Origin of the sequence: Mesorhizobium sp. B3-1-9 (assembly GCF_006439595.1) — a bacterium.
In the GTDB taxonomy this organism is placed as follows: domain Bacteria; phylum Pseudomonadota; class Alphaproteobacteria; order Rhizobiales; family Rhizobiaceae; genus Mesorhizobium.
This window is the reverse complement of record NZ_VFTJ01000009.1, coordinates 1-14084: the sequence shown is the minus strand read 5'-3', so window position 1 is coordinate 14084 and position 14084 is coordinate 1. Positions and strand designations below refer to the sequence as shown.

15 protein-coding genes are annotated in these 14084 nt (G+C 64.5%); 7 read left to right on the top strand and 8 right to left on the bottom strand.

Translation table 11 applies throughout. The features are described from left to right. Window positions 1-2: 2 nt before the first annotated feature. Entirely contained in the window at window positions 3-950 is a 948-nt protein-coding gene (locus FJW07_RS17560) for an ABC transporter permease (RefSeq protein WP_140857853.1), read from the top strand. Between the two features lie 545 nt (window positions 951-1495). Here FJW07_RS17560 and ppa read toward each other — a convergent pair. From ppa to FJW07_RS17530, 5 genes are all read right to left on the bottom strand, one after another. Beyond that, entirely contained in the window at window positions 1496-2029 is a 534-nt protein-coding gene (ppa, locus tag FJW07_RS17555; protein ID WP_140857852.1) for an inorganic diphosphatase, read from the bottom strand. 121 nt (window positions 2030-2150) lie between these two features. Next, a complete protein-coding gene (locus FJW07_RS17550) occupies window positions 2151-2660 on the bottom strand; it encodes a GNAT family N-acetyltransferase (protein ID WP_040991512.1) in 510 nt (169 codons plus the stop codon). A 101-nt stretch (window positions 2661-2761) separates the two neighbouring features. Continuing rightward, the gene (locus FJW07_RS17545; protein WP_140710896.1) at window positions 2762-3400 is read right to left on the bottom strand and encodes a TPM domain-containing protein; all 639 of its coding nucleotides are present in this window, start codon (window positions 3398-3400) and stop codon (window positions 2762-2764) included. Window positions 3401-3406: 6 nt separating this feature from the next. Beyond that, window positions 3407-4216, bottom strand: coding sequence for a YgcG family protein (locus FJW07_RS17540; RefSeq protein WP_246680795.1), 810 nt, complete (start codon window positions 4214-4216; stop codon window positions 3407-3409). A gap of 203 nt (window positions 4217-4419) precedes the next feature. Next, entirely contained in the window at window positions 4420-5067 is a 648-nt protein-coding gene (locus FJW07_RS17530; protein ID WP_140658702.1) for a LemA family protein, read from the bottom strand. Window positions 5068-5308: 241 nt separating this feature from the next. Between FJW07_RS17530 and FJW07_RS17525 the strand changes: the two genes are divergently transcribed. The 6 genes from FJW07_RS17525 (at window position 5309) to FJW07_RS17500 (ending at window position 10568) form a co-directional block, all read left to right on the top strand. Then, a complete protein-coding gene (locus FJW07_RS17525) occupies window positions 5309-5560 on the top strand; it encodes a hypothetical protein (protein WP_140647049.1) in 252 nt (83 codons plus the stop codon). A gap of 12 nt (window positions 5561-5572) precedes the next feature. Next, on the top strand, window positions 5573-6457 hold the full coding sequence (gene pdxY / locus FJW07_RS17520) for a pyridoxal kinase PdxY (protein WP_140857848.1): 885 nt from the start codon (window positions 5573-5575) through the stop codon (window positions 6455-6457). Beyond that, window positions 6454-7218: a DUF429 domain-containing protein gene (locus FJW07_RS17515; protein WP_140857846.1), complete on the top strand. Its 765-nt coding sequence runs from the start codon at window positions 6454-6456 to the stop codon at window positions 7216-7218. The genes pdxY and FJW07_RS17515 overlap by 4 nt, the downstream gene beginning before the upstream one ends. A 147-nt stretch (window positions 7219-7365) precedes the next feature. Then, entirely contained in the window at window positions 7366-8007 is a 642-nt protein-coding gene (locus FJW07_RS17510; protein ID WP_140857844.1) for a carbonic anhydrase, read from the top strand. A 10-nt stretch (window positions 8008-8017) separates the two neighbouring features. Beyond that, complete coding sequence (locus FJW07_RS17505) at window positions 8018-8434, top strand: nuclear transport factor 2 family protein (RefSeq protein ID WP_140857842.1); 417 nt, start codon at window positions 8018-8020, stop codon at window positions 8432-8434. Between the two features lie 79 nt (window positions 8435-8513). Continuing rightward, window positions 8514-10568, top strand: coding sequence for a M3 family metallopeptidase (locus tag FJW07_RS17500; protein WP_140858113.1), 2055 nt, complete (start codon window positions 8514-8516; stop codon window positions 10566-10568). Between the two features lie 4 nt (window positions 10569-10572). Here FJW07_RS17500 and FJW07_RS17495 read toward each other — a convergent pair whose 3' ends face one another. Genes FJW07_RS17495 through FJW07_RS17485 form a run of 3 tightly spaced genes read right to left on the bottom strand, consistent with a single transcriptional unit; the run spans window position 10573 to window position 13784 of the window. Next, the gene (locus FJW07_RS17495; RefSeq protein WP_140857840.1) at window positions 10573-12072 is read right to left on the bottom strand and encodes a M81 family metallopeptidase; all 1500 of its coding nucleotides are present in this window, start codon (window positions 12070-12072) and stop codon (window positions 10573-10575) included. 21 nt (window positions 12073-12093) lie between these two features. Beyond that, window positions 12094-12918 (bottom strand): carbohydrate ABC transporter permease, encoded by an 825-nt coding sequence (locus tag FJW07_RS17490; protein WP_140659273.1) that lies wholly within the window; start codon window positions 12916-12918, stop codon window positions 12094-12096. Beyond that, the gene (locus FJW07_RS17485) at window positions 12915-13784 is read right to left on the bottom strand and encodes a sugar ABC transporter permease (protein WP_140857838.1); all 870 of its coding nucleotides are present in this window, start codon (window positions 13782-13784) and stop codon (window positions 12915-12917) included. Before FJW07_RS17485 ends, FJW07_RS17490 begins: the two co-directional genes overlap by 4 nt. Between the last annotated feature and the right edge of the window lie 300 nt (window positions 13785-14084).

Below are 14084 nucleotides of genomic sequence, written 5' to 3'. Positions count from 1 at the left end.
CGATGGCCTCGCTGCGTATGGTGCTTGAAAAACCCTGGATCTGGTCCTTCGTCGGCGCGCTGGTCGTCTGGCTGGCAACGATTGTCTTCACCGGCGGCTATGGCGCCGGCGGCATGGTCACGGCGGCGCTCTCGCTTGCCGTCTTCACCGTCATCGTCGGCGTTGGCCAGATGTTCGTCATCACGCTGGGACCCGGCAATGTCGACCTGTCGCTGCCGGCCAATATCGGGCTGGCCAGCGCGGTCGCGATGAAGGTGATGGGCGGCAGCGATGCCATGATCGTCGTCGGGCTGCTCGCGGCACTTGCTTGCGGCGCCGCGATCGGCGCCATCAACTACCTGCTGATCTGGGCGCTGAGGATACCGCCGATCATCGCCACGCTGTCGGCGAGCTTCATCATCCAGTCCGTCGACATCAGCTATGGCCGCGGGTTGCAGATCAAGCCGCCGCCGGGCTTCGCCGACTTCACCAACTGGCAGGTGCTGGGCATTCCGGCGCTGGCGATGCTGACGGTGGTCTTCACCGTCGGCGCCGCGCTTGCGCTGCAGCGCATGATCTACGGCCGATCGGTGCTGGCGATCGGCCAGAACATCCGCGCCGCCTGGCTCGCCGGCGTCCATGTCGGCCGCATCCGCTTCCTCACCTACACGCTGTGCGGCGCGCTGGGCGGCATCGACGGGGCGCTGCTCGCCGGTTACTTCCGCGGCGCCAATGTCGACATCGGCAACGAATACCTGCTGGCCTCGATCGCGGTCGTGGTCATCGGCGGCACCTCGGTCGCCGGCGGCAAGGCCAACGTGCCCGGCGTCTGGGGCGCCGGCCTGTTCCTGGTGCTCTTGCTCACCATGCTCAACACCTTCGGCGTCAGCGCCGGCGTGCGGCTGGTGCTGACCGGACTGATCATCGTCGGCGTAATCACGGCGGCCGGCGGCGAGAAGGCGGTGCGCTAGAGCGTTTCACCGTTTCACGGAAACGGCGAACCGCTCTATCTCTTTGTTTTGACGCAATTCCGGACGGAAGGCTGCGGCGAAACCGCCGAACCTAACCGCTCACACTTTTCCTGGGATCGCCCTAATTCCCCGACACAGGGATTTTGAAAGGTTACCGTTTGTCTTGGCGCAAGATTTTCCGTTCATGTCCGTGAAATCAGCGCAAACGCCGGGGATTGGTTGAAGCCGCCGCAACCTCGTCATTCTATGGCGGAGCAAGGAGCGAAGCGACGCGGCGCAGACCATAGAATCCATTCCGTTACGTCAAGGCGTCGCCACCGTGCAGAATTTTGCTCCGCTGTACTCCCTGGTGAAGGTAACGGCATGGATTCCAGGGTCTTCGCGACGGAGCTTCGCTCCTGCTCCGCCCTAGAATGACGATCGCGATGGGCGTTTCGGCCAATCTCGAACGCATGCACCTGCCAACACAAACAAAGCCGACCGGTCAAAATCCCCGTGCAGTGCCACTGAGCAAACGGTCTTCCGTCCGGGATTGCATTGAAGCCCTATTTAGCGGCCTTGGCCCGCGCGATCGCGTCGACGATCATCTTCTTGGCATATTTGGAGTCGTGCCAGCCCTCGATCTTGACCCACTTGCCGGGCTCGAGATCCTTGTAATGCTCGAAGAAGTGCTGCACCTGCTGGCGCGTGATTTCCGGCAGATGCGTGTATTCGGTGACGTTCTCGTAGCGCAGCGTCAGCTTCGGCGAGGGAACGGCGATCACCTTCTCGTCCTGGCCGGCATTGTCTTCCATGATCAAGACGCCGATCGGCCGAACATTGATGACGCAGCCTGGCACCAGCGCGCGCGTGTTGCAGACCAGAACGTCGATCGGGTCGCCGTCGCCCGACAGCGTGTGCGGCACGAAGCCGTAATTACCGGGATAGCGCATCGAGGTGTGCAGGAAGCGGTCGACGAACAGCGTGCCGGCCCCCTTGTCCATCTCGTATTTGATCGGCTCGCCGCCGATCGGCACCTCGATGATGACGTTGACGTCGTCAGGTGGGTTCTTTCCGGTCGCAATCGCTTCGATACGCATGATCTATCCCTCTCTCGATTCCAAGACCGATAGCGGGCGAAACGTCATGGTGCAATGCGGTGAATAGCACTGAACGCTAATGAAAGCGCACAGTTTGTGATGGCCTGTAACTTAGGCGACGCTAGTCATTCCAGACGAAGGCGACCTTCTTCAGCGCCTTCTGCTCGAAGACCTCGACGCCTTCGGCGATATCACGGCCGCCATTGCCGGCATAGAAGGCCAGGGCGTTGTGGTTGTCTTCCAGCGCCCAGACCACCAGGCCACGCAGGCCATGGTCGGCGAGCCGGGCCTTGGCCGCCTTGAACAGACGGCTGCCGAGCCCGATGCCCTGATATTCGGGACGCAGGTAAAGCTCGTAGATCTCGCCCTGCTGGCGGAGCTCGCGGGCGCGGTTCTTGCCGATCGTGGCGTAGCCGGCGACCGTCCCGCCGATCTCGACCACCAGCACGGTGGCGGCGCGGCGAATCGCGTTGGCCCACCAGTCGACGCCGCGGCGGTTGATCATCGAGGTCAGCGTGCGGTGCGGGATGATGCCGGAATAGGCGCCGCGCCAGGCCTGCTGGTGCACCTCGGCAATGGCGCTCGCGTCGCGCGGCTCTGCCTTCCGGATGTCGATCGTCAGCGTGTTCATGATTGGTTAACCATAAACCCGCATCGGCTGATTGCAAAGAGTCCGCCAAACCCCTTCGACGCTTTCGCACAGGCGAAAGGCGCGTGAGCGGACAAGGCGCCTCAGATTTCGACGAGATGATCGTCGAGCTCGTTGGCGTCGCCTTCGGTCACCGGGAAATGCTCGGCGAGCACCGCGCCGACCGTGCCGATGGCCTTGACGAAGCCGTCGGGCAGCCGGTCGTCGCCGGCATGCTTCGTCAGGTCGCGCACAACGCCGTCCCAGACATGCTGGCCGACCTTGGCATCGATGCCGGAGTCGGCGACGACCTCGGCATAGCGCTCGGCGATGGAGACGAAGATGAGCACGCCCGTGCGCGCCTGCGTGCGGTGGACGTTGCGGGCCAGGAACTGCTTCATCGCATTGGCGTGCGCCGCCTGATAGCGCAGCCTTCTCGGCACGAAATGAATGCGCAAGGCGGGCAGAAACCAGAGCAGGGCGAGCACCGAGGCCTGCGCCAGCACTTGTGCCAGGACGAAATGCGGTAGCCGGATGGTCAACCACCAGGCCTCCAGCCCGTAGGCGACGGCAAGGCTGGCGATGAACAGGCCGATCGTCGTCGTGAACGCAGCCGGAAAGAAGTAGCCGTCGCTGGCTCGAGCGACGACGCAGTAGATCTCGCCGTCGGTCTTCAACTCGGCCGTCCGGATCGCCTCGGCGATGCGGTCATGGTCCTCGGCGCTGATCGATCGCGTTGCCATGATGCCTCACCAGCTTCCCGAGGAGCCGCCGCCACCGGACGAGCCGCCGCCGCCGGAAAACCCGCCACCGCCGCCACCCGACGACCAGCCTCCGCCGCCCGACGACCAGCCACCGCCACTCGACGAGGAGGATCGCCGGCCAGGCTCGAAAGTCATGCCGAGCCAGCGGTAGCGGCCGGGTCCGATCTTCTGGCCGAAGATCGGCGGCAGCACCGTCATCGCGATGCCGCCGAAGAAGATCAGCGCCCAGATGGTGATGAAGATGGCGAAGAACAGGTCATCCGAGTTGAACGGCGCCTGCTCGTTGCGCTTGCCGCGCGCTTCGAGCTCCTCCGGATTGCCCTCCAGCACCATGATCATGTCGTCGACAGCTTTGGTGATGCCGCCGGAGAAATCGCCGGCGCGGAAGGCCGGCACCATGTCGTTCTCGATGATCAGCTTGGTGTGCAGGTCGGTGAGCGTGCCTTCCAGCCCGTAACCGACCTCGATGCGCATCTTGCGGTCGTTGGGCGCCACCAGGAGCAGCACGCCGTTGTTTTCCTTGGCCTGGCCGAGCTTCCAGAAGCGGAACAGCCGGTTGGCGTAAGGCTCGATCTCCTCGCCGCCGAGGCTGGGTATGGTGGCGACGACGATCTGGTCCGAGCCTTTTGTCTCGAAGTCGGCAAGTTTCTGGGTCAGCGTCGCGCGCGTACCGGCATCGATGATGCCGGCATTGTCGACGACGCGGCCCGTCAGCGCGGGGAGGTCGGCGGCGAGGGCGGCGAGGGGGAGGAGGAAGAGAGCGAGCAAAACACCGGCGAAGGCGCTCCGGCACACCGCCCTCTGGCCTGCCGGCCATCTCCCCCGCAAGGGGGGAGATTGGACTTCAATGCGGTCTTCGCCAATCGCCAACGTTGCAGGAGAGGCGTCGGCAAAGAAGCTGCTAATCTCCCCCCTTGCGGGGGAGATGTCCGGCAGGACAGAGGGGGGTGTGAAGGAACTCAAGGCCTGCAAGCTCGATTAAATTTCAGTCGAGGCTCTCACCCGCCCTGCTTGGTGGTGCTCGTGCCGAAATCGACCTTCGGCACCTGCATCTTGTCCTCTTCCACCGTGAAGTTGGCGTAAGGTTCGTTGCCGCGGAACCACAACGTCGCCCACAGCACGGACGGGAAGGTCTTCAGCGTCAGATTGTAGTCCCTGACCGCCTGGATGTAGTCGCGCCGCGCCACCGCGATGCGGTTCTCGGTGCCTTCGAGCTGAGCCTGCAACGCCAGGAAGTTCTGGTTTGCCTTGAGGTCGGGATAGGCTTCCGACACCGCGATCAGCCGCGACAGCGCGCTGGTCAGCCCGGCCTGGGCATCCTGGAACTTCTTCAGCGCCTCGGGATCCTTCAGCGTGTCGGGCGTCACCGTGATCTGCGTCGCCTTGGCGCGCGCCTGGACGACCGCATCGAGCGTATCCTTTTCATGCGAGGCATAGCCCTTCACCGTCTCGACCAGGTTCGGGATCAGGTCGGAACGGCGCTGATACTGGTTGAGCACCTCGCTCCAGGCCGCCTTGGCGTTCTCTTCCGCCGTCGGAATGGTGTTGTAGCCGCAGCCGGCGAGCAGCGGCAGCACGAAAGCCATCATCAGGAAGGCAGGCAGATTGCGGAAGACGGAAGGTGGTGAGAGGCGCTCTGTAATCATGGTTGGTCCCTCGACAGAAGTTGCATGCGAAGCATTACCACAATCCACGCGTAAGAAAATGTCCGGCCGATGACGCCGATTCCGACGCGGGCGCGAGCCGCTGTGAATAGTCGAGCGAACAGGATTCCCTCTCTTTGTCTGACGCAATTCCGGTCGGAAGGCCACGGCGAAGTCGCCGAGTCTAAACGCTTCGCACTTTTCCTGGAATTGCTCTAAGCTCCGGGCAGGAAAGGGCAATTGCATGGCCGAGCGCCGGGACGACGAGACCGAATCGCGCCGCATCCTCGAGCGCGTGGCGCGCGAGACGGCGCCGGGTGGCGCCTCGTTCATCGCACGCACGGCGAAGGACGCGCGCGACCGTGTCACCGCCGCCGATGCTGACCGAGCCGATCCCATCGAATATTGGGGAACCCGCATTGGCCGAACGCTCGGTTTCGTCATTGCCATTGGGCTATTGGCCTGGCTGGTGTATGCCGCCACACGTGGCGGCTAGGATTCAGATTCCATGAATGCAGAAAAAACCGACGCGCCGCGCGCGGTCATCGTCATCTCCAGCCATGTCGCCCGCGGTTCGGTCGGCAACCGCGCCGCGGTCTTTGCGCTGGAGACGCTGGGTTTCCCGGTCTGGGCAGTGCCCACCGTCATCCTGCCCTGGCATCCGGGCCACAGCCGGGCCACGCGCATCGTGCCGCCGCTCGATCAGTTCAAGGCGCTGATGGCCGATCTCGAGCGGGCGCCGTGGCTGGGCGAGGTCAGGGCCGTGCTTTCGGGCTATCTCGGCGAGGCTGGCCAGGCGGACGCGGTCGCCTCGCTGGTCGCCGCCGTCAGGGAAAAGACGCCGAACGCGCTTTACGTCTGCGACCCGGTGATGGGCGATTCCGGCGGGCTCTACGTGCCTGAACCGACGGCCGTTGCCATGCGCGACAAATTGATGCCGATCGCGGATATCGCGACGCCCAACCGCTATGAGCTGGAATGGATGGCGGGCGCGCCGCTGCCCGACATCAAGGCGGTGACGGCGGCGGCGCTTCATGCCGGCCCTTCGACTATGCTGGTGACCTCGGCACCCGCCATGATGATGGGCGGCACCGGCAATTTCCTGCTCGACGGCAGCCAGGCGCTGCTTGCCGAGCACCGCGTGATCGAGAAGCCGCCGAATGGGCTCGGCGACCTGACGGCCGCCGTCTATCTGGCGCGCGTTCTCTCCGGCCAGGCGCCGGTCAAGGCGCTGCAATCGACCACCGCCGCGGTCTACGAGATCCTCGCCCGCACCGCCAAGCGCGGCGGCGACGAGCTGCAGCTCGAAACCGACGCGCAGAGCCTGTCGCATCCGATGGCCATGGTGCAGCTGCGCCACCTGCTGCATCCGGGGCGGGACAAGCGGGCGTGACGCCAGACGGCGGCCTGGCCGGCGTCGACGGCTGCAAGGCCGGCTGGATCGCCGTCCACCGCGAAGCGGGCGTCGCGCCGTCGGTTTCGGTCTTCCCGAGCTTCCAGTCGCTGCTCGACGCGCTGCCGAATGTCACCATCGCCGTCGACATGCCGATCGGCCTGCCGGATTTTTCGCGCAAGGGCGGCCGCGGACCGGAAGCGCTGGTGCGGCCGCTGCTCGGGGCGCGGCAATCGAGCGTGTTCGCCATCCCCTCCCGAGCGGCGCTCTATGCCGATACCAGCGACTTCACCACGATCGAGGCCTGGTATGCGGCGCACCGGCTGGCAAGCGCGGTGGCGATGGAGACCTCCGACCCGCCGCGCGGCATTTCGATACAGGCCTTCGGTATTTTTTCAAAAATCCGCGAGATCGACCAGTTGGTGATCGCACGGCCCGATTTGCGTCGCCGCATCTTCGAATCGCATCCGGAAATGGCGTTCTGCCGGCTGAATGGCGGCACGGCGATGGCCTTGCCGAAGAAGATCAAGGGCGCGGTCAACCCGGCCGGCATGGAGGAGCGCAAGGCGCTGCTTTGCCGGCATGGCTACGAGAAAGCCTTTCTCGACCAGGCAGCGCCGCGAGGCGCTGCGAGCGACGACTTCCTCGATGCGGCGGCGATGATGCTGATTGCCGGGCGGATCGCCAGCGGCGAGGCGCGACCGTCGCCCGATCCGCCGCTGGCCGACCGTTTCGGCATCCCCGTTGCCATCTGGGCGTGACGCATATCGGGCCGAGCCATGATTGCCGCAACGATTGCGACGCAGCGATCCGCAATTCGGCATTGCCCGCGACCGGCTTTTGCCGTTAGAGCCTTTTTCCATCGCAACGAGCTGCCGTCTCAACCCCCGGAAAGGCTCTAGCCGCCAATGCCCCATCTGCCCGAGCACCTGCTGAACGGCTACCGCAACTTCATGACCGGTCGCTATCCTACCGAAAGCGACCGCTACCGCTCGCTGGCGCGGGAAGGCCAGGCGCCGGAGACGATGATCGTCGCCTGCTGCGATTCCCGCTCGGCCCCGGAAGCGATCTTCGACGCAGGGCCGGGCGAGCTCTTCGTGCTGCGCAATGTCGGCAATCTGGTACCGCCCTATGAGCCGGACGGCGAGTTCCATTCGACCTCGGCCGCGCTCGAATTCGCCGTGCAGCGCCTCAAGGTGAAGAACATCGTGGTGATGGGACACGGCCGCTGCGGCGGCATTCGCGCCGCGCTCGACACCAATGCGGCGCCGCTGTCGCCTGGCGATTTCATCGGCAAATGGATGAGCCTGATCGCGCCCGCCGCCGAGACGGTGGCTGCCAGCACGATGATGACGGCGACGGAGCGCCAGACGGCGCTGGAGCGCATCTCCATCCGCTATTCGATCGCCAATCTCAGGACCTTTCCCTGCGTCTCTATCCTCGAAGGCAAGGGACGGCTCTCGTTGCACGGCGCCTGGTTCGACATCTCGACCGGGGAGCTCTGGGTGATGAACAAGGACACCGGCGATTTCGAGCGGCCGGAGCTGTGACGGAGGGATAATGCCCCGGAGCCGGTGGAAGGTCTTTCTCGCGGCGACGCTGCTCATGTCCACGATCGCCCGCGCCAGCGCCGATGACGGCGCCATCATCGACCGCTGGTACTCGGCGCTGCTGGTCGCCGACCGCACCGAATTGTCCGACCTGCTTGCCGACGACGTGCGCATGAAGCTCGACGACATCGGTGTCGTCCAGACCAAACAGGACTTCATCGCCTCGATCGACGAATGGCAGGGCGCGGTCGCGGGCGCCGCGATCCGCCACCGCGTCGAAAGGAGCGAGAACGGCGAGACCACGGTGCTCGCCTGCTACGACTTCCCCAGCAACGACACGCTGATGCGCGAGACCTTCACCGTCGCCGGCGGCCGCATCGTCGCCATCACGCAGACGGCGGTGGCGCAGGATTGCAGCGCCTATTGAGGCGAAGCCCGAGTTGCGCCGTACGCGACACCGCCCTACATCCGGGCTGCCCTCCGCCTATCGAAACTCCCCATTGGATCTGCCCATGTCAAAAACCGTCGATCTCGCCGCCCATCCGCTGACCGTCTGGCAGGGGCCGCTCGGCCTGCCGGATTTCTCGCGCGTCGGCGACAATGATTTCGGGCCTGTCTTCGACGCGGCGCTCGAGGCGCACCAGGCCGAGATCGACGCGATCGCCGGCAACAGCGAGACGCCGACCGTCGAGAACACGCTGGCAGCGCTCGAACTCGCGGGTGAGGCGCTCGACCATGTCTCGTCAATCTTCTGGTGCCGCGCCGGCGCCCATACCAACGACACGATCCAGGCGATGGAGCGCGAGGTTTCGCCGAAGATGTCGCGGCATTTCTCGGCGATCTCGATGAACGAAAAACTGTTTGCCCGCATCGACGACCTTTACCAGCGGCGCGACAGCCTCAAGCTCGATGCCGAAACGCTGCGCGTGCTGGAGAAGACCTGGAAGGGCTTTGTCCGGTCGGGCGCGAAACTCGACGCCCATGGCAAGAAACGGCTCGCGGCCATCAATGAGGAGCTTTCCTCGCTCGGCACCAAATTCGGCCAGAACGTGCTGGCCGACGAGCGCGACTGGGCGCTGTTCCTCGACGAAGCCGATCTTGCCGGCCTGCCCGATTTCCTGAAGAGCGCCATGGCCGAAGCGGCCGAGATCCGCGGCCAGAAGGGCCGCTATGCGGTGACGTTGTCGCGCTCGATCTATGAGCCGTTCTCGACCTTTTCCGAGCGCCGCGACCTGCGCGAGATCGCGTTCAAAGCCTTCATCATGCGCGGCCAGAATGGCGGTGCCTCCGACAACACCGATGTCGTGCGCGACATGCTGAAGCTGCGCGCCGAGAAGGCGAAGCTGCTGGGCTACGGCTCGTTCGCGGCGCTCAAGCTCGACGATACGATGGCCAAGACGCCGAAGGCCGTGCACGACCTGCTCGATCCTGTGTGGGAGAAGGCGCTCGAAAAAGCCGCCGCCGACCAGAAGGAGCTGGAGCGGCTGGCAACCGAAGCCGGCAGCAACGAGAAATTCGCGGCGTGGGACTGGCGCTTCTACCAGGAAAAGCTGCGCGCCGAGAAATTCGCATTCGACGAGGCGGAGCTGAAGCCCTACCTGCAGCTTGAGCGGGTCATCGAGGCCTGCTTCGACGTCGCCACCAAACTGTTCGGCATCACCTTCGAGGAGAAGAAGGGCATCGCCGCCTGGCATCCCGATGCGCGTGTCTTCGTAGTCAAGAATGCCGACGGCAGCGAGCGCGGCCTGTTCCTGGCCGACTATTTCGCGCGGCCCTCAAAACGCTCCGGCGCGTGGATGAGCGCGCTGCAGTCCGGCTATAAACTCGGTCATGGCGCCAAGCCGGTCGTCTACAACATCATGAATTTCGCCAAGCCGCCGGCCGGCGAGGCAGCACTTCTGTCGGTCGACGAGGCCAAGACGCTGTTCCACGAGTTCGGCCATGCGCTGCACGGCATGCTGACCGACGTCACCTGGCCGTCGGTTTCGGGCACGTCGGTCAGCCGCGATTTCGTCGAATTGCCTTCGCAGCTATACGAGCATTGGCTGACGGTGCCCGCGGTGCTGGAAAAGCACGCGCTGCACGTCAAGACCGGCAAGCCGATGCCGAAGGCGCTGCTCGACAAGATGCTCGCCACCCGCACATTCGGCGCCGGCTTCGCGACGGTCGAGTTCACCGCCTCGGCGCTGGTCGACATGGCCTATCACGCGCGGCCGGACGCACCCACCGAGCCGCTTCGATACGAAGCCGAGACGCTTGAAAAGCTGCATATGCCCGACACGATCGCGATGCGCCATCGCACCCCGCATTTCGGCCATGTCTTCGCCGGCGACGGCTATTCAGCCGGCTACTATTCCTACATGTGGTCGGAAGTGCTCGACGCCGATGCCTTCGCGGCTTTCGAGGAGACGGGCAATCCCTTCAATCCCGCGCTCGCCGAGCGGCTGCGGAAGAACATCTATGCCGCGGGCGGCTCGAAGGACCCGGAAGAGCTCTACACGGCCTTTCGCGGCAAGATGCCTTCGCCCGAGGCGATGATGGTCAAGCGCGGGCTGGTGTGATTGGCTAATCTCCCACAAGGGGGGAGATTGGCAGTTTCCACGGATCCGCCACCCTCGGCCAGATCGGCCTCGTCAGCTTCCTGTAATCCGTCTTCGCCGGGTTGCTCGGATAGGAACTCGGTGCCGCTACGTAGATGATCTCGGCGGCGACCGGCGCGAAGGCGGCGTAGAAATGGTTGGTCGACTTGATCAGCAGGATGTCTTTCGCCAGCGGATCGATGCCGACGTTGGAAAAGATATCCGGCTCGAAGGTCTGGGTGCGGTTGGTGTTCAAGATGATTTCGACCTCGGTGCCTTCGATGCGCACCACCGCCGATGGCCCCAGCGTCACGCGGCTCGGGCCGAAGCTCTGCCAGCCCTCATTGGTGGTCTTCCGCACCGTGACGCGGGCGTCGATCGGCTCGCCGGCCTGAGGCCCGGCCTTGCCGCCGAAGCGCAGGTCGATGACGGCGCCTTCGCCGGCCGCATGGCAGAAGGTGACCGCGATCGGATCCCAGATCGTCGCCACGCCGACCTTGTCGATTCCGCGCGAAAGCAGCTCGCGCAGCACGATGGTGCCGTCGCCCGGCACGCCGCCGCCCGGATTGTCCCAGATGTCGGCGATCACGACCGGCTTGTCCTGGCGCTCGGCCCGCACAGCCAGCGCCTGCTCTATGCCTGCCGAGGCGGAAAGCATCGTCATCGCCGTCTTTTCACGCAAGGCGTAGAGCTCGCGCCCCAGCGTTTCCGCGAGCTTGTCGCCCTTTTCCTTGTCGTTGTCGGTGACGACCAGGATGCGCGTGCCCATCTCCGGCACGTCGGCGGCCATGAAGCCGTGGATGACCGAGACCGACAGCACGCCGTCCTTGCCATGCAGCGCCTTGATCCTGTCGACGAAGGAGCGCATCGGCTCGCGGCTGGTCGGCAGCACCTGGATCATGCGGCAGTCGAAGGTCGAGATCACCGGCTTGATCTCGCCGCGCGCCGCGGCAAGGCCAAGCTCGACGACGTGCTCGCCGCGCTCGTAGAAATCGGTGTGTGGGAATTCGAGGAAATAGGCCATGACATTGCAGGCCGCGACGCGTTTCGGCGTCAGGTGGCTATGCGGATCGAACTCGGAGGCGATCACCACCTTTGGGCCGACGATGGCGCGCACCCGTTCCAGCAGATCGCCTTCACAATCGTCATAGCCCTGCGCGACCATGGCGCCATGCAGGCCGAGGATCACCGCATCGACCGGCAGCGCGGCCTTGAGCTGATCGAGGATCTCGTCGCGCAGCGCCTCATAGGTCTGCCGCTGCACGAGGCCGCCGGGCTCCGCCCAGGTGGCGGTGCCTTCGATGACGGTCAATCCTTCCCTGGCCGCGCGTTTGCGCAAAGCCACGATCGGCGAGGAGCAGAGCGTCGGCGTCTCCGGGTGCTTGCCCGGACCGGCATAGAAGGCCATCTCGAACGAGGCCCGGTCGGTCGGCACCGGCGAGAAGGTGTTGGTTTCCGTCGCCAGCGAGGCGGTGAAGATGCGCATGAACGCTCCGTATGGTGGAAGCTACTTAACCGCGCCGAGCGCCAGTCCGCGGACCAGATAGCGCTGCAGCCAGATGAAGAGGATCGCCACCGGCAGTGTCGCCAGCAGCGTGGCTGCCATGACATGGTGCCACTCGATCGTATAGCGGCCGGCGACCAGCGAGAAAACCTGGATCGGCAGCGTGTAGCTTTCCTGGCTGCGCAGCATGGTGAGCGCGACGACGAACTCGTTCCAGGCGTTGATGAAGGTGAAGATCGCCGTCACGGCGATCGCCGGCAGGCAGAGCGGCAGGAAGACCTTGCGCAAGGTCAGCCAGCGGCCGGCGCCTTCCATCCAGGCGGCTTCCTCGAGGTCGCGCGGAATGGTGTCGAAATAGCTCTGCAGCATCCACACCGTGAAGGCGACATTGAAGGCCATGTAGATGAAGCCGAGCGCGGTGGTCGATTCGACCAGGCCCCAGGCGGCCATCAGCCGGAACAGCCCGAGCACCAGCACGATCGGCGAGATCATCTGCGAGATCAAAAGGAACTGGCGGAACGCGCCATGGCCGGCAAAACGAAAGCGCGACATCGCATAGGCCGCCGGCACCGAGATCAGGATGGCGCCGATGGTCGCCAGCGCCGAGACATAGAGCGAGTTGACGAGGGCCTGGCCGAAGCCGGTCGCCACCCACATATCGGCGAAATTCGACCAGCGGAATTCGCTCGGCCACCAGGTGGGGGTGAGCACCTCCGTGCGCGGCTTGACGGCGGTGAGGAACATCACGGCGAAGGGAAAGATCGTCACCACGATCAATGGCAAAAGCAGCAGCCAGGCGATGATGGTGCGTTTCAGCTTGCTGGTCATGCGCGCTGCTCCCGCATGGCAAGCCGCACATAGATCATGGTGAAGACGAGCAGGATGGCGAACATCACCAGCGACACCGCCGAGGCTTCGCCCAGCTTACCGATGCGGAAGGCGAGCTTGTAGAGATGCGTGACCAATATGTCGGTCGAGTTCGCCGGCCCCCCTTGAGTCATCACCCAGATGATCGGGAAGGAGTTGAACACGTAGATGGTGTTGAGCACGATCGCGATGTTGATGAAGGGTTTCAAGAGCGGAAAGGTGATCTCGCGGAACTGCTGGAAAGGCGTGGCGCCCTCGAGTGCCGCGGCCTCATAGAGATCGTCGGGTATCGATGACAGGCCGCCGAGGAAGATCGTGGTGGTGAAGGGTACCGTCACCAATATGCCGATCAGCACCTGCATCGGGAAGGCGGTCTCGGCGCTCGCCAGCCACTGGATGTTCTGGCTGATCAGGCCGAGCTTCATCAGTGCCGAATTCAGCATGCCGCTCTCGCCGCTGAGCGCCCAGCGCCAGACCACCGCGGTCATGGTCAGCGACACTGCCCAGGGCAGCATGATGATGACGCGGGCGAGGCTGCGGCCATAAAAATCCATGTTTAGGATCATCGCCACCGGGACCGACAAAAGCAGCGCGCCGCCGACCACCAGCACGGTCCACAGCCCGGTGCGCCAGAGCGCCGCGACGAAATCCGGATCGGCGAACAACTCGGCGAAGTTGGCGAAGCCGCTGAACTCGCGCAACTGGCCGAAGCGGTTGACGTCATGCGTCGAGATCTGCAGCAGATCCCAGACCGGCCAGAAGATCACCACCGCCGCCAAGAGCAGGCTGGGGAGCGTCAGCAGATAGGGCAGGAAACGATTTTGCATCGGCTGGTCATACCGCGTTGCGGGTGGATGGCGCTGACTTAACAGATTGACTTGATCCCGCCTCGTTCTTCTCAGGAGACCGCTTCAGGATTCCTTCCAAGTGGCGGCGCTGTTCCTATCCTGTGCGCCCGTCCTCCGCGGCGGTTGCGGAAGAGAGCCCTTCCTCTCCCCCGTCGATCGGGGGAGAGGTGTCGAGCGAAGCTCGACGGAGGGGGGGTCGATCTGGCGCGGCGCAAGACAATAAATGCTCGGCCCGCCATGCCCACGGCCGGCCCGCACACATGACCAAGGGATATGTAT